The organism is Methylosinus sp. LW4, assembly GCF_000379125.1.
Classification (GTDB): domain Bacteria; phylum Pseudomonadota; class Alphaproteobacteria; order Rhizobiales; family Beijerinckiaceae; genus Methylosinus.
Genome location: NZ_KB900626.1, coordinates 297,325 through 319,984, shown reverse-complemented (window position 1 = coordinate 319,984; position 22,660 = coordinate 297,325). Strand labels below are relative to the sequence as shown.

Annotated in this window: 16 protein-coding genes; 10 read left to right on the top strand and 6 right to left on the bottom strand. The window is 63.0% G+C overall.

Going from position 1 to position 22,660, the window contains the following annotated elements; genetic code table 11:
- Positions 1–4: 4 nt before the first annotated feature.
- Positions 5–1,675, bottom strand: a complete 1,671-nt coding sequence (locus METLW4_RS0101530) for a GspE/PulE family protein (protein WP_018264437.1) — start codon at positions 1,673–1,675, stop codon at positions 5–7.
- Positions 1,676–1,933: 258 nt separating this feature from the next.
- Here METLW4_RS0101530 and gspD point away from each other — a divergent pair, with 258 nt between their 5' ends.
- Complete coding sequence (gene gspD, locus METLW4_RS0101525; RefSeq protein WP_245258391.1) at positions 1,934–4,228, top strand: type II secretion system secretin GspD; 2,295 nt, start codon at positions 1,934–1,936, stop codon at positions 4,226–4,228.
- A 409-nt stretch (positions 4,229–4,637) separates the two neighbouring features.
- Here the strand turns inward: gspD and METLW4_RS0101520 are convergent, their stop codons facing one another.
- A complete protein-coding gene (locus METLW4_RS0101520; protein WP_157234754.1) occupies positions 4,638–5,501 on the bottom strand; it encodes a substrate-binding domain-containing protein in 864 nt (287 codons plus the stop codon).
- A 928-nt stretch (positions 5,502–6,429) separates the two neighbouring features.
- On the opposite strand from METLW4_RS0101520, the gene METLW4_RS0101510 reads away from it, so the two are divergent.
- From METLW4_RS0101510 to METLW4_RS0101500, 3 genes are all read left to right on the top strand, one after another.
- Positions 6,430–9,420, top strand: coding sequence for a beta strand repeat-containing protein (locus METLW4_RS0101510; RefSeq protein ID WP_245258390.1), 2,991 nt, complete (start codon positions 6,430–6,432; stop codon positions 9,418–9,420).
- A gap of 31 nt (positions 9,421–9,451) precedes the next feature.
- On the top strand, positions 9,452–11,179 hold the full coding sequence (locus METLW4_RS0101505; protein ID WP_018264432.1) for a ShlB/FhaC/HecB family hemolysin secretion/activation protein: 1,728 nt from the start codon (positions 9,452–9,454) through the stop codon (positions 11,177–11,179).
- A 66-nt stretch (positions 11,180–11,245) separates the two neighbouring features.
- The gene (locus METLW4_RS0101500) at positions 11,246–11,908 is read left to right on the top strand and encodes a CDP-alcohol phosphatidyltransferase family protein (protein WP_018264431.1); all 663 of its coding nucleotides are present in this window, start codon (positions 11,246–11,248) and stop codon (positions 11,906–11,908) included.
- 390 nt (positions 11,909–12,298) lie between these two features.
- Here the strand turns inward: METLW4_RS0101500 and METLW4_RS0101495 are convergent, their stop codons facing one another.
- Together METLW4_RS0101495 and METLW4_RS0101490 are read right to left on the bottom strand one after the other, a co-directional pair.
- Entirely contained in the window at positions 12,299–13,024 is a 726-nt protein-coding gene (locus tag METLW4_RS0101495) for a class I SAM-dependent methyltransferase (RefSeq protein WP_018264430.1), read from the bottom strand.
- A gap of 6 nt (positions 13,025–13,030) precedes the next feature.
- Positions 13,031–13,762, bottom strand: a complete 732-nt coding sequence (locus METLW4_RS0101490; RefSeq protein ID WP_018264429.1) for a cytochrome c biogenesis CcdA family protein — start codon at positions 13,760–13,762, stop codon at positions 13,031–13,033.
- A 102-nt stretch (positions 13,763–13,864) separates the two neighbouring features.
- Here METLW4_RS0101490 and METLW4_RS0101485 point away from each other — a divergent pair, with 102 nt between their 5' ends.
- A complete protein-coding gene (locus METLW4_RS0101485) occupies positions 13,865–15,232 on the top strand; it encodes a tryptophanase (protein ID WP_018264428.1) in 1,368 nt (455 codons plus the stop codon).
- Positions 15,233–15,482: 250 nt separating this feature from the next.
- Positions 15,483–16,370 carry a phenylalanine 4-monooxygenase gene (gene phhA, locus METLW4_RS0101480; protein ID WP_018264427.1) on the top strand — a complete coding sequence of 296 codons (888 nt, stop codon included), beginning with the start codon at positions 15,483–15,485 and terminating at the stop codon, positions 16,368–16,370.
- A gap of 3 nt (positions 16,371–16,373) precedes the next feature.
- Here the strand turns inward: phhA and METLW4_RS0101475 are convergent, their stop codons facing one another.
- Together METLW4_RS0101475 and METLW4_RS0101470 are read right to left on the bottom strand one after the other, a co-directional pair.
- Positions 16,374–17,612 (bottom strand): M48 family metallopeptidase, encoded by a 1,239-nt coding sequence (locus tag METLW4_RS0101475; RefSeq protein WP_018264426.1) that lies wholly within the window; start codon positions 17,610–17,612, stop codon positions 16,374–16,376.
- 73 nt (positions 17,613–17,685) lie between these two features.
- On the bottom strand, positions 17,686–18,909 hold the full coding sequence (locus tag METLW4_RS0101470) for a TCR/Tet family MFS transporter (protein ID WP_018264425.1): 1,224 nt from the start codon (positions 18,907–18,909) through the stop codon (positions 17,686–17,688).
- A 345-nt stretch (positions 18,910–19,254) separates the two neighbouring features.
- Here METLW4_RS0101470 and rfbB point away from each other — a divergent pair, with 345 nt between their 5' ends.
- From rfbB to rfbA, 4 genes are read left to right on the top strand one after another with little or no spacing between them, the layout of a single operon-like run.
- The gene (gene rfbB, locus METLW4_RS0101465; protein WP_018264424.1) at positions 19,255–20,307 is read left to right on the top strand and encodes a dTDP-glucose 4,6-dehydratase; all 1,053 of its coding nucleotides are present in this window, start codon (positions 19,255–19,257) and stop codon (positions 20,305–20,307) included.
- 18 nt (positions 20,308–20,325) lie between these two features.
- On the top strand, positions 20,326–20,883 hold the full coding sequence (gene rfbC, locus METLW4_RS0101460) for a dTDP-4-dehydrorhamnose 3,5-epimerase (RefSeq protein ID WP_018264423.1): 558 nt from the start codon (positions 20,326–20,328) through the stop codon (positions 20,881–20,883).
- 9 nt (positions 20,884–20,892) lie between these two features.
- Complete coding sequence (rfbD, locus tag METLW4_RS0101455; RefSeq protein WP_018264422.1) at positions 20,893–21,789, top strand: dTDP-4-dehydrorhamnose reductase; 897 nt, start codon at positions 20,893–20,895, stop codon at positions 21,787–21,789.
- Position 21,790: 1 nt separating this feature from the next.
- The gene (gene rfbA / locus METLW4_RS0101450) at positions 21,791–22,660 is read left to right on the top strand and encodes a glucose-1-phosphate thymidylyltransferase RfbA (RefSeq protein ID WP_026191163.1); all 870 of its coding nucleotides are present in this window, start codon (positions 21,791–21,793) and stop codon (positions 22,658–22,660) included.

Genomic DNA, 22,660 nt, shown 5'->3' with positions numbered 1-22,660 from the left:
GATTTCACAAGCTCATGGTGACGCGGAAAATCTCGTCGATCGTCGTGAGGCCAGAGCGGCATTTGGCGACTCCGTCGTCCGTCATCGACGTCATGCCTTCGCGCTTCGCGACCTTTTCTAATTCATGCGCGTCCACCTTCGGCCCGATGGCCTCGCGAAGCGCGGCGGACGCTTCGATGACCTCGAAGACGCCTTTGCGTCCGCGAAAGCCGGTGAAATTGCACCATTCGCACCCCTTGGGGCGATACAAAGTCTCGCCTTCCACGAAGCCGAGCGAGGCGTAGCGCGCGTCCGCCGCGAGATCGTCGCAAGTCAGCTCGTGGGATTGTTTGCAATCCTGGCACAAAATGCGAACGAGGCGCTGGCCGACGACGGCCCGAACACAGGAAGCGAGCAGAAAGCTCTCGACGCCCATATCGATAAGGCGCGTGATCGCGCCCGCGGCCGTATTCGTGTGCAAAGTCGTCAGCACGAGATGACCGGTGAGCGCCGCATGGACGCCTATATGAGCGGTTTCCGCATCACGCATCTCGCCGACCATGATCACGTCCGGGTCCTGGCGCAGAAAAGAGCGCAGCGCCGCCGCGAAAGTGAGGCCGATGCCCGGATGGACCTGCATCTGGTTGACGCCGGGAATTTGATATTCGACCGGATCCTCGACGGTCAGGATCTTTCGTGTCGGCTCATTGATCTCGGAGAGCGAAGCGGCGAGCGTCGTCGTCTTTCCAGAGCCGGTCGGCCCGGTGACGATGATCATGCCGAAAGGCGCTTGCAGCGTTCGCCGTAAAATTCCGCCGTCGCGCTCCGATAGGCCGAGCTCGTCGAGGGCGACCACCCCTGCCCCTTTGCGCAGCAGACGCACCACCGCTCCCTCGCCGTAGAGATTGGGAGAGGTCGCGACGCGCAGATCGATTTCCGCGCCGCCGATGTTGATGCGCGCCCGCCCGTCCTGGGGAAGCCGGCGCTCGGTGATGTTCAGCCCGGCCATGATCTTGAGGCGTGAGAGCAGGCCCTTGGCCATGCTGGCCGGCGGCGCAGGCGCCGGCTTCAATAGTCCGTCCACTCGAATCCGCACCTGCAAGGCGCTCGCGAAAGGCTCGATGTGAAGGTCGGTCGCGCGCTGCTCGACCGCGAGACGAAGCAGATCGTCGAGCGCCCGCACGACAGGCGCTCCGCGCGCGAGATCGCGAAGATCATCGAGATCGTCGGAAGCTGCTTCGGCATGCGCCGCCTGCGTGGGCTCCGACGTCGCGTGATCCTGTATCGAGCCGAGCGCCGCGTCGATCTCCTCCGCCATCGCGACGACGATGCGCGCGCTGCGTCCGAGCGCGATCTCCACAGCGGAGCGTATTTCCTCGTCGAGCGGCGCGGCGACGGCGAGCATCAGCTCATCGTCGCCCATAAAAGGAAACAGGCGCGCGTCCTTGAGAAAGCGCGGCGACAGCGGCGCGCCGCCAAAAGTCAGACCGGCAAGTCCGCCACGCGCGACGCGCTTGCAGGAATAGAATTCAGCGAGCGCGTCGGCGAAGGCGGACGCGGATAGTTTTGTCGCGCTCGCCCAGTCGAATTCGCCGCCGGCGTCGCCGCCATTGGCGCGCCACGCGGCGTCCAGCGCGTTGGCTTCACTCAGCCCGCCTTTGCTGACGAGATATTCGAAAAACGCCTCGCGAGACATCGGGCACACATCATCGAGGAACGCGACATTCTTGCTTTCGTGCGTGTTTTTATTTATACAGCGCTATAGCCGATATGCAAGTGAATTGGAGGCGCGAATCTTGCAAATGTCGGCTTTTGACCCACAAATATCGCGGCTTCGTTTTGATATGTAAACGGTCTATATAATTGTATCGGAGTGCGTGGAGTGGCCTGTAAGTTTTGGCATCGGACGTATCGGCGCCCATCGGGCTCGCCGATCAAATGGACGCTCCTGGTCTTGGCGTTCGCAACGACCTTGCAGGGATGCTCGTCATCCGAGCAATTGCTAGGGATCGGCCCCGGAGACAGCGTCGACGCTGCACGAACCAAAGACTTCTCCGCCTATTTCCCGACGACGAACACGGGGCGCTCGAGCCTCGACAAGCGAGCCGGGCAGCCTCTTCTCTTTCCCGGCGCGTCGGACGCTTCGCCGAAGCGCTCTCCCGGCGAAGCGGCGCCGGCCCCGCCCGGCATAACGTCGCGCGGTGAAGACATCGAGATCAATTTCGATCAGATCGAGATTCAGGCGGTCGCCAAAGCCTTGCTCGGCGACACGCTCGGTCTGGACTTCAGCGTCGACCCTCGCGTCCATGGCGCGATCACCATCGTCTCCGCAGGCCCTATTGCCCGCAAGGATGTTTTGCCGACATTCGAAAACGTGATTCGTATGTCGAACGCCGCAATCCTTCATGATGGCCGGCTCCTCCGCATCGTTCCTTTGGCGGAGGCGAATGGCGCGGGCTCGGTGACGCTCGGGGCTGGCCAGCCGGGATTTGGCGTCACCATCATCCCGCTCCGCTACACATCCGCCGCGATGCTCGCCAAAACGGCGGAGAATTTTCTCGCGCGCGGCGGCGCAATCCGCGCGGACACGGCCCGCAATTTCATTATGGTCCAGGGGACTTCGAGCGAGCGTCGAGCCGTTGTCGATATGGTCTCCAGTTTCGACGTCGAGTGGCTGCGCAACCGATCCGTTGGCATCTATCCGCTGAAGTCCGTCTCTCCCGACAATATCGTTCGCGAGCTCGAACGCATATTCGACACGGGCGAAAGTGGACAAGGAGCCGGCACGATCTCGTTTCAGCCCATGGCGAGGATGAACGCCGTCCTCATCGTGACCCGCAGTCCGAAGCTGCTCGAGCGGGCGACGCTCTGGCTGCATCGCCTCGATCGCTCCGATATGAGTGGATCGACTGTGCGCGTCTACCAGCTCGCCAATGGCAATGCGACACGGGTCGCGAAGATATTGAACGAGATTTTCGTCGGCAAAGGCGCTGGTTCGGCGACGGATTCGGCGGCAACCCAACTTGCGCCGGGAACCAGCGCCGCGCAATCCAAGCTCGATCAGCTTTCGACTGGCAGCAGTTTCGGGGGAGGCGGCGGCGCATCGGCGAACGGAACGCAAGGCGGAGCGAACGGTCAACAGAACGGCTCCGCCGCCGGGGCGAACAATGGCAATCAGATCGCCTCGGCTTTCGGCAGTTTCGCCGAACAAAAGAACGCTGATGTCGAGGCGAAGGGCGATGGCGTCGGCTCCTCCGGCGCGCTTCCGAAAGGAGTGTTCCAGAATGTGCGCATAACCGCCGACAGCGCCAACAACTCGATCATCGTCTTCTCGAACCAGGACGATTATCTCGTGATCGAACGATCCTTGCGGGCGCTCGACAAGCCGCAGATGCAGGTCTCGATCGAGGCGACCGTCGCCGAAGTCACACTGAACGACGATCTTCAATATGGCGTGCAATATTATCTTGGAAACGCTTCGAGAGCCAACGGCTCCTTGACCAACGGAACGACCGCCGCGGCGGCTACGTCATCGAGCTCCTCCTCTTCGAACTCCACGGTCGACGCCGTATCGAACCTCGTCCTCCAGAGGGTGCTGCCCGGCTTCAATCTTCTGCTGGGGCCGGAAGCGCAGCCACATGTGGTGCTGAATGCGCTGACGACGTTGACCAGCGTCAAAGTGCTGTCCTCGCCATCTCTCGTCGTCTCGGACAATCAGCCGGCGCTGCTGCAAGTCGGCCAGGAGGTGCCGATTTCCACAGGATCGGCGACGGTGCTGTCGACCTCGAACACAGTTGTCAACACGATTCAGATGCGCGATACCGGCGTCATTCTGAAAGTGTGGCCGCATGTGCACGCCAATGGCGTCGTGCAGCTCGAGGTCGAGCAGGAGATTTCCAATCCGGTAAACACGAGCCTCACTCCGACGATCTCCCAGCGGCGCGTGCATTCGACGGTCTCGGTCGCAAGCGGGCAGACCGTGCTGCTCGGCGGCCTCATCAGCGAGCAAGAGAACAACACCAAGGACGGCATTCCGGGCCTTCGGCATCTCGCCTATCTCGGCGATCTGTTCGGCAGCACGACCCGGAACAAAGACCGCTCTGAGATCATCATCTTCATCAAGCCGCGTATCATCCGCGATTCGCTGGACGCACAGGGCGTCGCGGAAGAATTCCGATCCCGCCTCGACATGATACGCAGCGCGCCTATGGTTGTGACGGGGGCCGACACGACGAAGATCCGGAAGTGAACCTGCGCCGTGTGCCGAACGAACGGATCTGGCGTTTCGAATTGCGGTTTCCGTATCGAGCGCCGATTGAACAAATATCGGCTAACCTCGACGGCGTTTTTTTAACGGCGTCCGCTCGGCTCGGCACTGGAATCGAAAAAGGTTTTTCATGGCCGAGAATTTTGCCGACAGCCAGGCGAGAACGCACCTCTGTATTTCCTCCCGAGCCGGCTCATGCTCGGAATTTTGGTGCGGGAGCGCGCGCGAATCCACGCCGTATGGATAAGCCGTATGCGCCGCCGCGACCGATATCGGTCGCGGCGGCGCAAATATAGCTAATTTCCACGAATTAGGTCACACCGCTGAGATCGAGAGGTCGGCGATCTATCGTGACGAATTCGTCAAATTCATCATCGCCGCCATAGCGCCTTCACGGCGTCGGGATCGTGTAGCAGTAGGAAAGGATGATGTTCTGCGCATCCGTGCTGCTCAAGAAGCTCACAAAATCATCCAAAAGATTCGATTCCGCGGTCGTGCGGGTCGTTCGATTGATCTTGACAGCTTTCTGAATGATGTCGCTGTAGCCCGAGTTATAAGGGTAAGCTCCGTTGGAGCCGCCGTTGGTATAGGTTTTCGTGCTGGTGTTCGGGTCGTAGGTGCAGACCTGCGACGCCGCCACGAATCCATAGGCATAAGTCCCATTTTGGACCGCAGTGAATGTCGTCCCAATCGTGCTCGCCGTATGGACATAGCCTCCCGGGATCGTGGAGCTGTAGTACCAGGGAGACCCACTCATCAACTGTTGGGCCGCAGTGCCGTAGGGCGCCGTGGTCGGATCGGCGATCACGAAATTGGCGTTGAACGGATTTGGTAGCCCGCCGCTGACGTTCGTGCCGTTATTCGACCACAAGACCAGATAGCCTTGCGCATATCTCCAAGAATATTGGAGCGGCGAGCTCGTGTAGGGCACAACCAACGTGTGATTGGGAGAGTTGTAGTTCTCCACGGCTTCCGCATGCGATGCGTCCGCCGAAAAGAAAAGATCCGCCTGCCCGGTGCCGGTGTTCCCGAGACTGATGATATTGCTTTCCAAGGTCGCCGTCGCGCCCGAGGTCACTGTAAACGCCGCGGTGGCGTCGATCGTCGCCTGATATTTGGAGATCAATGCGCTCAGAGTGCCATTGAAGTTCGCAGCCGTGTAGATCGCTATCGTCGTCGCGTTGGCGGACGAATACGACGTCAGAACCGCCGCGAACACCGCAGATGTCAGCTTAGTAAACTTGGTTATCGACATGATCCAGTCCTTCTCTAGGCAAAACACCAGCCACGCCAAACAGGACGCCTCCTGGTTCGCGAGGTAAAATATAGAAGTTGTTATCTTGACATTCGTGGAGGCGCCCCCTAGCCGAGGCCCGTCAATAAATAGAATTCACATGCCTTCGGCTGTCAAGACAATAAATATGTAACTCGACAATATAACGATACGGCGACGCGCCGTCGACGCGCGGGGCTGTTGTGCCCGCGCAAATTCAGCTTCCTCGATCGTCGGCAAGAACTCGGGGACGACCGGCCGCGCAACTGGCGCGCCATGGGCGATAGGCGCCGAGCTGGGGATCGCGCGATCTTTCCGCGCCTCGCAGTCTAGACGCGCCGCTCGAGCAGCAAATCGACGCGTTCGAGCCCTCGCCGCCGCCGAGAATTCGAGGAATTTCTGTCGTCCAAATTTCCGCAACGTGCTCCGGCCCCACTGTTTGTTGCCGGCGCGCATGAGCTGGTTCGGCGAACTCAGCGAGGCGGCAGCTCGAGATCCGCGGATGGCGCTGGATCGAAAATATGGCCGGCGCCATGCCCGCTTCGGCGGGTCGTCGAAATGGGCATGGTCCGGGCCGCCGCCGCGATGATCTCGCCGGTATTCGGAGAGACGTGGAAATCCGTGATTAGGCGAGCGGCACGACGCCGAGCCGACTCCCGAAGTTATAATATGGAGGGTGTTGTTTCCGATCTATTTCAGGGCTGATTTGCGATAAAAATAGGCTGATCTTCACATTTTTTGGCATTGCAAAATCAGCGGACCGTAATGTAAATGCAATTAAGGTTACGCCCAAGCCGGTTGAAGATTCCTGAAAGCGCCACGAAGCGTCGGGACCGATGCTCGGAGACTGCTTGCATTCAATTCGGCTCGCATTGGGAACGAGGGGGATTTTATGCGCTTGAGCCGCGACTTGAGACCGAATATCGAAGCCCGCCTGCGCAATTCGGTCTCGCGACCCTCCCGACGTCCTCTCCTGCGGGCCGTTTTCTCCGCCACGACGGCGATCGCCGCAGTCCTCGCCCTGCCCAGCTTCGCGCTCGCCAATCCGACCGGCGGCGTCGTCGTCGACGGCGCGGCGACCATCTCCTCCACGACCAACGTCACCAATGTCGTTCAGTCGACCAATCGGGCCATCATCAATTGGCAGAGCTTCTCCATCGGCCTCGGTCAGACGGTCAATTTCCTCCAGCCGTCCTCACTCGCCGTTACGCTCAACCGGGTCATCGGCAATGAGCAGAGCATCATCGCCGGCGCGCTCAACGCCAATGGCAAGGTGTTCATCATCAATTCCAATGGCATTATGTTCACCAAGGACGCCCAGGTGAATGTCGGCGGCCTCGTCGCCTCGACGCTGGATATCTCCAACTCCAATTTCATGGCCGGGAATTACACATTCTCGGGCTCCTCCGCCGCCTCCGTCGTCAATAAGGGAACGATCAACGCCGCCGATGGCGGCTATGTCGCCCTGCTCGGCAAGACGGTTTCCAACGAAGGGACGATCAACGCCAAATTGGGAACGATCGCGCTCGCCTCCGGCGATGCGATCACGCTCAATTTCAGCGGCGATTCCCTGCTCGATGTGACGATCGACAAGGGAACCTATGACGCGCTCGTCGAGAACAAAGGGCTGATCCAGGCCGACGGCGGCAATGTGGTGTTGACCGCCAAGGCCGCCGACGCGGTTCTCTCGGCGCAGGTGAACAATAGCGGCGTCATCCAGGCGCGCACGCTCGCCGATCTGACCGGCGGCTCCTCATCCACGGGAAGCGTGAAGATCGGCAAGATCAAGCTGCTGGCTTCCGGCGGCACGACCAAGGTCTCCGGCACGCTGGACGCCTCCGCGCCCAATGGCGGCAAGGGCGGCACGATCGAGACCTCGGGCGACAAGGTGACGATCGCCGACAGCGCGGTCGTGACGACGGCCTCCTCGACCGGCGACACGGGAACATGGATCATCGATCCAGACGGCTTCACCATCGGGACGAACGGCGATATCACGGGAACGCTGCTCGGCAGCCTGCTGGCGAGCAATAATATCGCCCTGTGGTCGACGAGCGGCAGCGGCGCGGATGGCAACATCAATGTCAACAGCGCGGTGAGCTGGTCCGGCAATACGATCCTGACGCTGAATGCGACGAACAACATCAATATCAACGCCTCGATCACCGCGACGGGCGCGAGCGCTGGCCTCGTGCTGAATTACGGCAACTATGCGTCCGCGGGCAGCGCGACGTCAGGGACGAAATACAGCATTGCGAGCGGCGCCTCGGTGACGCTGAGCGGGGCCAGCGCGAGCCTGAATATCAATGGCAAGTCTTATACGCTCATTCACGACGCTAGCGGTCTCGCGGCCGTCAGCGGCTCTGGTTCTTACGCGCTCGCGCAGGATCTGGACTTGTCCGGCAAGACCTACTCGACAGCAGTCATCAGTTCCCTCACGGGCACTCTGGCCGGACTTGGCCATGTCATTAATAATTTGACGATCAAGGACACCTCCGGCGGCGGATTTGATGGACTGATCGGAGTGCTCGGCTCATCCAGCATCACCACAGCTACTGTTCGCGATCTCGGGCTGACGAATGTCAATATTTCCGGCGCCGGGCCAATAGGCGGCCTGGCCGGCCGGAGTTATGGCTCGATCAGCAATGTCTATGTCACGGGCACTGTGTCAGGCGATAACAATGTCGGCGGCGTGGTCGGGATCAATCAGAGGGGCTCTATCACCAACTCCTATTTTAGCGGCAGCGTTTATGGCACTGGCACGAGTATCGGCGGGCTTGCCGGCAATAATTTTGGCACGACAGCTACGATTTCTAACTCCTACGCGATCGGGACCGTCACCGCGACAGGCGTGAGCCTGAGTTCCATCGGAGGGCTGACGGGCTCCAATGGCGGCGCCATCACAAACTCCTACGCCAATGAAGTCGTGACGGTCACGCCCACCGCCAATGCGATCGGCACAATCACGCCGGCCAACTACATCGGTGGATTGGTTGGCTCCAATACGGGTTCGGTGTCCACTTCTTCCGCTGCAGGCACATTGAATGTCACGAGCGCCAATTACGTCGGTGGATTGATCGGCTGGAACAATGCCGGCACGGTCAAGGACGTCACATCTTCCACGAATGTGAATGTGACGTGGGCCACATCCGACAATGGCTCTGGTTATGGCGGGCTGATAGGATACAACACGGGAACCGTTACCGGCGGCCTGACCAGCGGCAATGTGACCGTGACGCTCGACAATGGCTTCAGCAGCTATGGCGTCTCCAGCGTCGGCGGTGGAATTGGCCTCAATGCCGGCAATGTCACGAGTCTTCAGTCCACCGGCGATGTGACCGCACCGAGTTCCAGTTGGGTCGGCGGACTGATCGGCTTCAACAGATCCGGCACTGTCGCGAATTCCTCAGCGACAGGAAGCGTGGTCCAGCGTTCTGGACCGTCGGATTTGATCGGGAATAATCAGGGCAAAATCGTCAACAGCACATATCGCGACGCAAAGGCGGAGGCGCGCGCCGCCGCGCAGGCCGCTGCGCAACTCGCGCAGACGCGGCAATCGGCGTTCGCCGCGGGCAATGTGACCTCTAGCGCCGCCGTCGAGTCATCCGCGAAGCAGACAAAGCTCGCGGCGTCGACCGCAGCGGGCAAGAATGCCGTCGCCTCTGCCGCCGCGCCCTCTATTAGCGACAGCATGCAAGGCGAAGAGCCGGCGACGACATCTGCGCCTGCCGCTCGGGCGCGTCCACGCCATGTAGCCGCTGCAACGCCGGCGGCCTCGCACAAGCCGGCCGCCCGCGGCGCGGGCTATGGCGCGCGTATTCGCAGCATCGACGTCGACGGCCAGCATTTCGACCTCGGGACAGACGGCAAGAATTCCGCGCCCGCCCCGAAGGCCCAATAAGACGCACAGGACCAGAAAGGTCGATCCTCAAATGTATTTCCGCCGTCTGCTCCTCTCCTGCGCCGCCGCGCAAGTCCTCGCTCTCGCCGCGCCCCAGGCCTTCGCGCAGAGCGCCCCCGCTCCGGTGCTGCCCTACAACGTCGGCGCCGCCGTCCGCGAGGCCGATGACGCCCGCCAGGCGCCGCCGCCACGCGAGAGAGCGGCGCCCGTGCTGCCGCAGCTCGCCGAGCCGCGCTTCACCCTCGCCAGCAAGGAAACGCTCTTCGTCAAACACTTTGTGGTCGAAGGTCCGCTGCTCGTTCCAGAGCCCGAGCTGCGCGAAATTCTCGCACCCTATGAAGGCCGCAAGCTCACGCTCGGCGATATTTATGGCGCCGCCGACAAGGTCACTCTGCTCTATCGCGCCAAGGGCTATCTCGTCGCCAAGGCCTATGTGCCGGCGCAAGACGCCCGCAGCGGCTCCTTGAAGATCAAGCTCGTCGTCGGAAAATATGGCAGCGTGCTCGTCAAGAATTCCTCCGCCGTCGACACGGGCTTTCTGCAAGGCGTCGTCGACACGGCGCTCGAGGACGAAGCGCTGATCCACAAGGACGCGCTCGAACGCGCGCTGCTGCTCGTCTCCGATCTCCCCGGAGCCGGCGTGCCGCGCATCGTGGTCTCGCCCGGCAAGGCGCAAGAGACGTCGGATTTTCAATTCGCCGTGCCGGAAGGAAAGCGCATAGAAGGCTATCTGCTCGGCGATAATTTCGGCTCGCCCTACACGGGCCGCGATCGTCTGAACGGCGGCTTCAACATCAATTCCCCGCTCGGCTTCGGCGATCGACTGTCCGGCTCCGCAATCGTCTCCGAACGCGCCGCGCTCGCCAATGGCCGCGTCGCTTATTCCTTCCCGCTCGGGCCGGATGGTCTGCGCGCCGAGATCGGCGCCTATCGCACGACTTACGCGCTCGGAGGCGCCTATAAGGATCTCGACGCCACCGGCAGCGCCTATGCGCTCACCGCCACGCTGAGCTATGCGCTGATCCGTCAGCGCGAGGAGAGCATCTCGCTCTTTGCGAATTTCACCCACAAATGGCTGAACGACAAAATCGCCGACACATCGACCGCCAATCGCAACATCGCGCTCGGCACGCTCGGCGTGACGCGCGACACGGCGCAGGATTTCTTCGGCCTGCCGCTGGCGACGAGCTCGACGCTCTCCTTCACCTCCGGCTATGTGAATTATCTCGACGTCACGCAGAAGATTCAGAACCGTTCCGGCGCCGATACGGTCGGCAATTTCTATCGCATCAATCTCTCGGTGAATGCGACTATCGCGCTAGATGAGAAATTCTCGCTGTCGACCTATCTTCGCGCGCAAAAGGCGCTCTATGGCAATCTCGACACCAGCGAGCAATTCAGCCTCGGCGGCTTCTGGGGCGTGCGCTCTTTCGACGAAGGCCTCGCCGGCGACAGCGGCTATATCGTGACGCCGGAATTGAAATATGCGCTGCCGCAGATCGAGAATTATCGTCATGCGCTCGGCGTCTTCACCGATATAGGCGGCGTCTGGCTGGAGAACGGCTCCTACACGACGACGCAGCGCAGCTACACGGGCGTTAATGACGTCGGCGTCGGCTATTACGCGACCTATGACATAGGCGGCGGCAGCCTGCTTGTTCTGAAGGCGCAGGCCGCCCACACCTATGGGACCAACAGCGGCGCGACGGCCTATGACCGCCACACCAAGGGCCTGTTGCAGGTCGGATTCACTTTCTGAAGAATCGCGTCAGAGGACGAGACGGACGAGGCAAAGCGGCGACTGCAAAAAGAGACGGAGTGAAGCGTGGCGTATCTCTTCAGTCATCATAGCCCGCAATTCGATCGGAGCTTTTTCGCCGCGAGCGAGCAAAAGCTCACGGACGCGATCCTCTCGGCGCTGCCCGCATCAGTGACGCCGCAGCGCCTGACCAAGGTCGGCGTCATCGGCGCCGTCATCGCCGCGGCGGCGCTCATCGGCTGCCGCTGGTCGCCCGCGTGGCTGCCGGTCTTCGTCGCCGGAATAGCCCTTAATTGGCTCGGAATGGCGCTCGACGGGCCGCTCGCGCGCAGCCGGAACGAGACCAATCGGAAGCTCGAAGTCTTCGGCCAAACGAATGATCTCTTGTCGCACATCCTGCTGATCGTGACGTTCGGCGCCTCACCGTTCCTGTCGCTCCAATCGGCCTTCGTCATTCTGGTCTGCTATCTGCTGTTCTCGGCCTATAATTACGTTCGCACGATCGTGCATCATGCGCGGCCGATGGCCTATATCGGCCTCGGCCCGAGCGAGTTTCGCATCCTCATGGCGGCATGGCCCTTCGTGGCGCGGGTCACGGGCGTCGACGAGATGGCGTACGACGGCCCGTCGCGGCTGGACACCGCGATCCTCATCCTCGCCGCCTTCGCGGTGATCGGCCTCGCCGCGAAGGCTCTCGCGGACGCCCGGGAGCTTGCGGTTCGGGAGTGACGGGCTTCTCTTCCAGATTGCAAATCGATCAGCGCCGAAGTCTCCGGTCCCGGGCGGATCGCATTTCTCCTCGGGAGATCGCGCGCCGCGTGTCGATCGCCGAAGCGAGCCGTCGCCCTGCGGTCGGTGGAGCCGAAGCCGATATCGGCGTGGCGAGAGACCCGTAAGAGCGCGGTCTTGGCATCAGCGACGTTGCAGCCGCCTCGGCCGTGCGTCACCCTGCCCCACGGCAAAACGCGCGCGCGACAATCATAGGATTGCCGCGCTCTTGTCATTGTCCAGTCATAGCGCGGCGCTAGTTGTGACGAAGAGCAAACGACGGCTACACGCCGCCGCGGGCTCTAACGCCGGGCCGGAGGTACGTCCGGCGTTTTTCTTTTCTAGGACAAGTTACGGCTTGACCGCGGTCAGCAACGTGTCCACGCCTTCGCGATATTCGATGCGAACATCGGCGAAGCCTGCCGCCGTCATGCGCTCCAGCGCCGGCGCCAGATACATCACATGCTCGGGCGATTCGTCGCTGAAGAGATGCGCGACCCAATCCTCGAGCAGATCATAGCGGCCGATCGTCCCGAGCTTTTGGAACCAACTGCGCACCTCCGCCTGGGTGGCGGAGAGATGCGCGGCGCGATCGTCCATCGCATAGCGGTCGCCATTGACGAAAATGCCGCCCGGCTTCAGCACGCGGAAAATCTCCGCGAGAAATTCCCGACGATAATCGTCGAGGAAATTATGCACGGCGTAATTGGAGGAGACGACGTCGACGCTCGCTGCGGGCAGGCCGCGAAGATAGGCCAGCGCGTCGGCCTCGACGAATTGCACGCGGCCTGCGACGACGAAATCCGCGAGATGCGAGCGCGCCTGATCCAGCATTTTGGCGGCGCTGTCGATCGCGGTGACGTGCAGATCGTCGCGTCCGGCGAGCAAGGGAAGCGTGCTCACGCCCGTGCCGCAGCCGATCTCCAATACCTCGAGCGCGACGCCCTCATGCCAATGCGCGACGCGCTCCGCCACGCGGCGGGCGAGCAGAGCCGCATTGGGGCAGATGAGCTCGAGCATGCGATATTCGGCGCCGATCGGCCCGGTGAAGAGATTTTCATCGATGCGCTGTGACATGGGCGATCATCCGAAATTCGCGAGACCCGGAAAGGTCTGCAGCAGCCAGAAGGAGAAGCTCTGCATTCCGCCGGTGAGGAAGGCGAGTCCCGTGAGCACCAGCAGCGCGCCGACGACCTTCTCCACCTTGCCGAAATGCTTCTTGAACTTCTGCATGAAGCCCATGAACGGCCCCATCGCCGCCGCGGCGCCGAGGAAAGGAAGGCCGAGACCGGCGGAATAGACGCCGAGCAGAGCGGCGCCTTTGGCGACAGTCTCCTGCGAGCCGGCGACGGCGAGAATGGCGGCCAGTATCGGCCCGATGCAGGGCGTCCAGCCGAAGGCGAAGGCGAGGCCCATGACATAGGCGCCGAGACGCCCGACCGGACGGCCGACCTCTAGGCGCTTCTCGCGATAGAGCAGGCCGATCTTGAACACGCCGAGGAAGTGCAGGCCCATGAGGATGATGGCGACGCCGGCGGCGATCGACAAAATTTCCAGATTGGCGCGCAGCACTTTGCCGAACACGCTCGCCGTCGCGCCGAGCGCAACGAAGACCGTCGAGAAGCCGGCGACGAACAGAAGCGAAGCGATGAGCACGTCGCGCCGCGCGCGCGATTTGCCGGCGTGGGTCAGCTCCTCGAGGCTCGCGCCCGCGATGAAGGTGAGATAGGGCGGCACCAAAGGCAGCACGCAAGGGCTGAGGAAAGAGAGCACGCCCGCCGCCGCAGCGGCTGGATAGGTAACGTCGGCCGCCATGAGGTCTCCTGTTTTCGCGCCGACGCTTTTGCCACAGCCGGCGCGGCTACGTAAAGCGGCGTCGGCGCCGCGCCCTATCTCGCACTGCGAAGGAGAAGCGATATGCGCACCATCATCGAGCCCTTCCGCATCAAGATGACAGAAGCTCTGCCGATAACAAAGCGGCAAGAGCGCGAGGAGCGGCTGAAGGCCGCGCATTACAATGTTTTTCTGCTCGATGCGGAAGACATCACCATCGATCTTCTGACCGACAGCGGCACGGGCGCCATGTCGGATCGGCAATGGGCCGCGCTCATGATGGGCGACGAAAGCTATGCGGGAAGCAGGTCATGGCGCCGCTTCGAGAAGACCATTCGCGACATCACGGGTTTCAAGCATATTTTTCCTACACATCAAGGCCGCGCGGCGGAGCGCATTCTCGCTGCGACGCGGCTGAAGCGCGGCGATATCGTGCCCAACAACAGCCATTTCGACACGACGCGCGCCAATATCGAATATGTCGGCGCGACGGCGCTCGATCTGCCCAGCGCAAAGGCCGCGGATATTCATGCGGAGACGCGTTTCAAAGGCGACATAGACCTCGCGGCGCTGGAGCGTGCGCTGGAGCGTGAGGGAAAGAAAATTCCCTTCTGCATGCTCACCGCGACCAACAACGCCGGCGGCGGGCAGCCCATCTCTCTCGACAATATTCGCGCGGCCAAGGCCCTGCTTACGCGGCGCGGAATACCGCTGGTGCTCGACGCCTGCCGTTTCGCCGAGAACGCCTATTTCATCAAGCTATGGGAACGCGGCTATGCGGATCGCGCGCTCATCGACATTGCGCGGGAGATGTTCTCGCTCTGCGACGCCGCGACGATGAGCGCCAAAAAGGACGGGCTCGCCAATATAGGCGGATTCTTCGCCTGCGATGACGATCGCTGGGCGGAGGATTTTCGCAATCTGCTGATATTGACGGAAGGATTTCCCACTTACGGCGGACTCGCGGGCCGCGATCTCGAGGCGATCGCCGTCGGACTCGAGGAGGCGCTGGAGGAGGAATACCAGCGCTATCGGCATGCGACGGTGGAATATCTCGCGTCCCGCCTCATCGCGCGCGGCGTTCCGATCGTGCGGCCGGCGGGCGGTCACGCCGTGTTCATCGACGCCGCGGGCTTTTGTCCGCATCTTTCGGCGACGGATTTTCCGGGCGTCGGCCTCACCGCGGCGCTCTATCTCGAGGGCGGCGTGCGCGGCGTCGAACTCGGCAGCGTGATGTTCGGCCGTCGCGCGGAAGACGGAACGGAGACGCCGGCGCCGCGCGAATTGGTGCGTCTCGCCTTTCCGCGCCGCGTCTACACGCAGAGCCATTTCGATTATGTGATCGAGGCGATCGAGACTGTGTTCCGCGCGCGCGCCGCGATCCCGCCGTTTCGCATCACTCGGCAGGCGCCCTTCCTGCGCCATTTCACCGCGCATTTCGCGCCGGGGTGAGCGGCTTTGTGGTGCGGCGGGGCTAAGGCTCGCGAATAGGCTTAACGCGAGCGGTGCCCAAGTCCCTGGGCGCGGTCAGCATTACCCTCTGGTACCCTTGCGGGTCTCCTCTGCCCCCCGCCGCATGTTTCCGATACCGCTTCATCGCAATTTGATCAACGCCACGTGGAGTGACTGGCACGTTCGCCGCCCCTCACTTTGCGGAAGACCGGCGGACGCCCTATCTCTTCAAAAACCGCTGGAAAGTGCGATGCAGACCGAACACGACACGGCGCAACCGCGCAAGAACCGCTACGCCGACGCGCCCCGCCGCGCCGATTGGACGATCGAGCAGAACTGGCCGTCCTATAGCGAAGCCGAGCACGACCGCTGGCGCCGGCTCTACGCCCGCCAGGCCGCGCTTTTGCCCGGCCGCGCCTGCGACGAATATCTCGCCTCTATGGACGCGCTCGCGCTCTCGCCCACCGGCGTTCCCGATTTCGAAACGCTGAGCGCGCGCCTTTCCGCGCTCACCGGCTGGCGCGTGGTTCCTGTCGCCGGCCTCGTGCCGGACGACGTCTTTTTCGAGCATCTCGCCAATCGCCGCTTTCCCGCCGGCGCCTTCATCCGCCCGGAGGAAGAGCTCGATTATCTCGAGGAGCCGGACGTCTTTCACGATGTCTTCGGCCATGTGCCGCTGCTGGCGAACCCTGTTTATGCGCGCTTTCTGCAGGCCTATGGCGAGGGCGGACGGCGGGCGCTGGCGCGCGGCCAGCTCGCCAATCTGGCGCGGCTCTATTGGTATACCGTGGAGTTCGGGCTGCTGGCGACGCCTGCGGGGCTCCGCATCTTCGGCGCCGGCATTCTCTCCTCGCCGGCGGAGACGGTCTTCTCGCTCGAGGATACATCGCCCAATCGCATCGGCTTCGATCTCGAGCGGGTGATGCGCACCAATTACATCATCGATGATTTTCAGCAGTGCTATTTCGTCGTCGATGGATTCGAGCGCCCGCTCGAAGCCTGCTATCGCGATTTCGGCCCCATCTACGACCATCTGCGATCGCAAAGCGATCTCGCGCCGCATGAGACCGCGCCCGGCGACGCGCTGATCTCGCGCGGCGATTTCCATTATTTCCGCGGCAAGGCGCACGCGGCCTGAAGGTCAGGCGCCCCTCGCCTCCTGCAGCGCGGCGATGCGGATCGGCGCCGGCGGATGCGAGTAATAGAACAGCGCATAGAGCCGGTCCGGCGTCAGCGTCGAGAGATTGTCGCGCGAGAGCTTGGTGAGCGCGCTCACCATGGGCTCCTCGCCGTAAATGGATTTGGCGAAGCCATCGGCCTCGAACTCCGCCCGGCGCGACAGGAAATTGGTGAGCGGCGACAGAAGATGCAGAATGGGCGCGGCCGCCATCAGCGCGATGACGAAAATGACGCCCGGATCATTCGGCAGGCCGAAGGCGCCGCCGAGCCCGCGCGTAAAGGCGAGATGCAGAGCCGCGAAGCCGATGAAGAGAAAGCCCGCCGCCTGAAAAATCCGCTGCCGTACATGGCCGAATTTATAATGGCCGAGCTCATGGGCGAGAATGGCGAGTATCTCGTCGGCGCTGTGCTTGCGTAGAAGCGTGTCGAAGAAGACGATGCGCTTGGCCTTGCCGAAGCCGGAGAAATAGGCGTTGCCATGGGTGGAGCGCGTCGAGGCGTCCATCACATAGAGCCCGCCCGATTGAAATCCGCAGCGCGCCAGCAGCTCCTCCATGCGCGCCTTCAGCGCGGCGTCCTCGAGCGGCGTGAACTGGTTGAACATCGGCGCGATGACGGAAGGATAGATCACCGTCATGGCGAGCAGCAGCGCCACCGCCGCGACAAAGCCCGCCAGCCACCAATAATCGGGCGAGAAGCGCGCCGCGAAGAACAGCCCATAGAGCAGAGGAATGAAGAAGACGAGCCACAGCGCCGCGCCCTTCGCCTCATCGAGGACGAACATGAGAGGCGTCGTTCTGTTGAAGCCGAAGCGCGCCTCGAGGCCGAAGGTCTCGACCAGCGATAGCGGCAGGCGCAGCAGATGATCGACGATCGCCACAGCGACGACGACGGCGACGCTGAGCGTCAGGCCCGGCGCGATGAATTGCGCGAGCAGCGCATAGAGCGAGCCGAGCAGAAAAGTGAGCCAGACGACGGAGATCGCCGCGTCCAGCAAGGTCTCGCCGCCAGAAAGGCGCATGCGCGCGACCGTGTAGTCGGCGGAGCGGCGATGCTCCTGCGGCGTAATCGTCTCCGCGAATTCGGGCGGAGGCGCGTCGCGATCGGCGCGCGCGGCGCGGCTCTGGCGGGCCTTCAGATAGACGCTCAGCGCCGCGGAGGCGAGTATGGCGAAATAGACGGCCGCAGCGACGAAGCTCATGCGAATCTCCGAGAGCGCCGGCCGACGGGCCCGCGCGGCCTCAATATAAGCGGCCGCGCGGCGGAATGCGACGTCAGACGGCGGGCGGCTGCACGGTTCCGCTCACGGCGTTGCGCGCCACGAAGAGGCTCGCCGCGAGCAGCAGCGCCGCGACGAAATAGCCCGCCCCCGGAAAGTCGCCGGCGCCGATGGAGAGCGAGAGAATCTGCGTGAAGAACAGCGGCCCCACCATGCCGGAGACGCCGCGCAGGCTCGACAGAGCGCCTTGCAGCCGCCCCTGCTCCGAGGCCGAGGCGAAGCGCGTGGCGAGCCCTTGAAAGGCCGGATTGGCCATGGCCCAGAGGGCGATGAGCGGCGGCGCCGCCATGAATATCCCGCCCGTGGGCGCGAATGCGTAGGCCGAAAAGCCGAGCGCGCCCGCCGCCAGAGCGACGACCAGCGTCGCGCGCTCGCCGAAGCGTTTGACCGCCGGCCGCACCAATCCGCCGGACACCACAGTCTGCGACACGCCGACGATGGCGAGCGCCCAGCCCGTCGTCTCCGCGTCCCAATGGTAGCGATATTCCGTGTAGAGCACGAAAAGGCTCGGCAGCGATTCATGCGCCAGATAGGAGAGGAAAATGGCGAGCGCCAGCAGCGCGAGCGAACGGTCGCGGCGCAGGAAATCCAGCGAGCCGAGCACATTGGCGCTGCGCCACAGAATGGCGCTGGTGCGCTTTTCCGGCGGGAGCGACTCCGGCAGGATGAAATAGCCATAGGCGGCGTTGAGCAGGCTCAGCGCCGCCGCCGCCCAGAATGGATAACGCAGGCCATGATTGCCGAGCACGCCGCCGAGCGCCGGGCCGAGAATGAAGCCGACGCCGAACGCCGCGCCGATCATGCCGAAACGGCCGGCGCGCTTCTCCGGCTCGGTGATGTCGGCGATATAGGCCGTCGCCGTCGAGACGCTGGCCGCCGTCACGCCCGATATCAGCCGGCCGATGAAAAGGAAGGACAAGGATGGCGCGAGCGCCATGAACACATAATCGAGCCCCATGCCGAGATTGGACAGCAGCACGACCGGCCGGCGTCCGAAACGATCGGACAGCGCGCCGAGCATGGGCTGAAACAAAAACTGCATGAAGGCCCAGGCGAAACCGAAGACGCCCGTCGCTATAGAAGCGCTTTTCAGATCGCCGCCCTCGAACTCCACGATGAGCTTGGGAAGCACCGGGATCATCACGCCGAGCGCCAGCATGTCGAGCGCGACAGTGATGAGGATGAAGACGAAGGCCGCCTTGCCGGGACGCTGAAACATCGACTACTCTTCTGTACGGCCGGCGATCCGTCGCGGCCCGATCTATCGCGGGATAGCGCGAAACCGACATGCTGCGCAAGCAGTCTGGAACGAGTCCAAATTCTCGCGGCCGACGCCAGCGCGCCGGAAAACGCCGCACAAAAAACATAATTCCCCGCCGCGCGGCGCCGGAGTTGACAGCCGGCGCCGTGATCTTTCAATTGGCGTGAATAGAAGAGAAAAATCTTGCGGCGGCGGCGACGAGGCGAATCCTCGAGACCAGGAACAAGGTGCTTTTCGCAGATGCGTCTTCCCTCTCGCTTCCTCCGAGAAACAGCGGCGACGGCCGCCCGGATCGGGCGATAGATGCGCATTCTTGTCACCGGCGGGGCCGGCTTCATCGGCTCGGCGGTTTCGCGCCGCATCATCGAGACGACGCCGCATGAGCTGCTCGTCTATGACAAGCTCACCTATGCCGGCAATCTCGACTCGCTCGCGCCCATCGCTGGCGATCCGCGCTACGCCTTTCGTTGCGCCGATATTTGCGACCGCGACGCCGTCGCCGCCGCCTTCGCGGAGTTCCAGCCCGACGTCGTGATGCATCTCGCCGCCGAGAGCCATGTCGATCGCTCCATCGACGGGCCGGGCGCCTTCATCGAGACCAATGTCGTCGGCACTTTCACTCTGCTCGCAGCGGCGCTCGATTATTGGCGTGGGCTCGATGGGCAGACCGCCGCCGGCTTTCGCTTTCTGCATATTTCCACCGACGAGGTGTTCGGCGCGCTCGGGGCGGAGGGACTGTTTCGCGAGGACACGCCCTATGCGCCCAACTCGCCCTATTCCGCTTCGAAAGCGGGCTCAGATCATCTCGCGCGCGCTTGGCGCGAGACCTATGGCCTGCCGACCATCATCACCAATTGCTCCAATAATTACGGCCCCTATCATTTCCCGGAAAAGCTCATTCCGCTCACCATTCTCAATGCGCTCGAGGAGAAGCCGCTGCCCGTCTATGGACGCGGCGAGAATGTGCGCGACTGGCTCTTTGTCGAGGATCACGCCGAGGCGCTGCTCACCGTCGCGCGCGCCGGCGTCGTCGGGCAATCCTATAATGTCGGCGGCCGCTCGGAGATGCGCAACATAGAAGTGGTGCAGGCGATTTGCGACAGTCTCGACGAGCTGCGGCCCCGCGCGCACGGCTCTTATCGCGAGCTGATCGCATTCGTGCAGGATCGGCCGGGCCATGATCTGCGCTATGCGATCGACTGTTCCAAGATCGAGCGCGAGCTCGGCTGGCGCGCAAAGGAGAGCTTCGCGAGCGGTCTCGCCAAGACGGTGCGCTGGTATCTCGACAATGAAGAGTGGTGGAAAGCCATACGCTCCGGCAAATATCGCGGCGAGCGGCTCGGCTGCGTCGCCTGACGCGCGCGTGAGGACAGAATGAAGATCGAGGATACGGCGCTCAATGGCGTCAAGATCGTCACGCCCGATCGCTTCGGCGACGCGCGCGGCTTTTTCTCCGAGAGCTATAATGAAAAGCGTTGGCAGGAGCGCGGCCTGCCGCCTTTGCGCTTCGTGCAGGACAATCATTCGCTCTCGCGCGAGACCGGCGTCATTCGCGGGCTGCATTTCCAGACCGCGCCTTTCGCGCAGGACAAGCTGGTGCGCGTCACGCGCGGCCGCATATTGGATGTCGCGGTCGACATTCGCCGCGCGTCGCCCACATTCGGCCGTCATGTCGCGGTGGAGCTCTCCGCGGAGAATTGGCGGCAATTGCTCGTCCCCATCGGCTTCGCGCATGGCTTCTGCACACTCGAGCCGGATACGGAGGTCGTCTATAAGGTGACGAATTTCTATTCGGCGCCCAATGATCGCGGCCTCGCCTTCGACGATCCCGATCTCGACATCGCTTGGCCGATCGCGCCGGCGCGCGCCATTCTGTCGGAGAAGGATCGCCGCTGGCCGCGTCTGCGCGATCTTTCCGACGCCTTCGAGTAAGGGGTGACGATGCGCATCGCCGTCACCGGAACGCAGGGCCAGATCGTCACCGCTCTGCGCGAGCGCGCCGATGAGGAAACGCAAATCATCGCGCTCGGCAGGCCGCAGCTCGATCTTGTCGATCGCGACAGCGTTCGCGCGGCGCTGAACGAGGCCCGCTGCGATGCGATCGTCAACGCGGCCGCTTACACCGCCGTCGACAAAGCGGAGCAGGAAGAAGCGCTCGCCCTGCGCATCAATGGCGAGGGCGCCGGCCATGTCGCCGAGGCGGCGGATGCGCTCGGCGTTCCGCTCATTCATTTTTCGACCGACTATGTGTTCGACGGCTCCTCTGCGCGCCCCTATCGCGAGGATGATCCGACCGCGCCGCTCGGCGCCTATGGCCGCTCCAAGCTCGAGGGCGAGCGGCGCGTCGCGGCGCTCTGCCCAAACGCCGCCATGCTGCGCACAGCCTGGGTCTACAGCCCTTTCGGCGCGAATTTCGTGCGCACCATGTTGCGGCTCGGCGAGACGCGCGCGGAGGTCGGCGTCGTCGCCGATCAGCTCGGCAATCCGACGAGCGCGCTCGACATAGCCGAGGCGACATTGCGCATAGCGCGGCGCCTTTGCAGCGACAGCGCGCCGCAGCTGCGCGGCGTCTTTCACATGACCGGCGCGGGCGAAGCCTGCTGGGCCGATGTCGCCGAAGCGATCTTCACGCGCGCTGCGGAGCATGGTCGCAGGCCGGTGCGCGTTCGCCGCATCACGACGGCGGATTATCCGACGCCGGCGCGGCGCCCGGCCAATTCGCGTCTCGACAATACGAAACTTTCGCAAATCTACGGCGTCGCTCTGCCCGACTGGCGCCCATCGCTCGCGGCCTGCGTCGACAGGCTGCTCGCCGGCCCCACAGATGGAGGAGCATGACATGCGCGGAATCATTCTCGCGGGCGGCAGCGGCACGCGGCTTCATCCGGCGACGCTCGCCGTCTCCAAGCAATTGCTGCCGGTCTATGACAAGCCGATGATCTATTATCCGCTGAGCGCGCTGATGCTCGCCGGCGTGCGCGAGATACTCGTCATCACGACGCCGGATGACGAAGCGGCGTTCGAGCGCCTGCTCGGCTCCGGCGCGCAATGGGGCGTCTCCTTCACTTACGCCGTGCAGCCGCGGCCGGACGGGCTCGCGCAGGCCTATGTCATCGGCGCGAGCTTCGTCGAGGGGCGAAGCTCCGTGCTGGTGCTGGGCGACAATATTTTCTACGGCCACGGCCTCACGGAATCGCTGACCAAGGCGAAGCAATCGCGCCGCGGCGCCACCGTCTTCGCCTATCACGTCGCCGACCCCGAGCGTTACGGCGTCGTCGATTTCGACGCGCAGGGCCGCGCACTATCGCTCGAGGAAAAGCCGAAAGCGCCCAAATCCAATTGGGCGGTCACGGGGCTTTATTTCTACGACGAGCGCGCGCCGCAATATGCGGCGGAGCTGCGGCCCTCGCCGCGCGGCGAATTGGAGATCACCGATCTCAACAACATCTATCTGCAGCGCGGCGAGCTGAATGTCGAGCGCTTGGGCCGCGGCTTCGCCTGGCTCGACACGGGCACGCCGGCCTCGCTGCTGGAGGCGGCGGAATATGTCCGCGCGATCGAGCTGCGGCAGGGCCAGCGCATCGCCTGCCTCGAGGAGATCGCCTTCCGCCAAGGCTGGATCGACGCCGAGGCGCTAAGCGCCGCCGCGCAGAAATTCGCCAAAAGCCAGTATGGCGCCTATCTGACGCAAGTGGCGCGCGAGCGCTGA

Coding starts and splice junctions, on each gene's coding strand:
- METLW4_RS0101530 (WP_018264437.1), bottom strand. CDS start 1,675: ATGTCTCGCGAGGCGTTTTTCGAATATCTCGTCAGCAAAGGCGGGCTG.
- METLW4_RS0101520 (WP_157234754.1), bottom strand. CDS start 5,501: ATGTCGATAACCAAGTTTACTAAGCTGACATCTGCGGTGTTCGCGGCG.
- METLW4_RS0101505 (WP_018264432.1), top strand. CDS start 9,452: ATGTATTTCCGCCGTCTGCTCCTCTCCTGCGCCGCCGCGCAAGTCCTC.
- METLW4_RS0101495 (WP_018264430.1), bottom strand. CDS start 13,024: ATGTCACAGCGCATCGATGAAAATCTCTTCACCGGGCCGATCGGCGCC.
- METLW4_RS0101490 (WP_018264429.1), bottom strand. CDS start 13,762: ATGGCGGCCGACGTTACCTATCCAGCCGCTGCGGCGGCGGGCGTGCTC.
- METLW4_RS0101485 (WP_018264428.1), top strand. CDS start 13,865: ATGCGCACCATCATCGAGCCCTTCCGCATCAAGATGACAGAAGCTCTG.
- phhA (WP_018264427.1), top strand. CDS start 15,483: ATGCAGACCGAACACGACACGGCGCAACCGCGCAAGAACCGCTACGCC.
- METLW4_RS0101475 (WP_018264426.1), bottom strand. CDS start 17,612: ATGAGCTTCGTCGCTGCGGCCGTCTATTTCGCCATACTCGCCTCCGCG.
- METLW4_RS0101470 (WP_018264425.1), bottom strand. CDS start 18,909: ATGTTTCAGCGTCCCGGCAAGGCGGCCTTCGTCTTCATCCTCATCACT.
- rfbB (WP_018264424.1), top strand. CDS start 19,255: ATGCGCATTCTTGTCACCGGCGGGGCCGGCTTCATCGGCTCGGCGGTT.
- rfbC (WP_018264423.1), top strand. CDS start 20,326: ATGAAGATCGAGGATACGGCGCTCAATGGCGTCAAGATCGTCACGCCC.
- rfbD (WP_018264422.1), top strand. CDS start 20,893: ATGCGCATCGCCGTCACCGGAACGCAGGGCCAGATCGTCACCGCTCTG.
- rfbA (WP_026191163.1), top strand. CDS start 21,791: ATGCGCGGAATCATTCTCGCGGGCGGCAGCGGCACGCGGCTTCATCCG.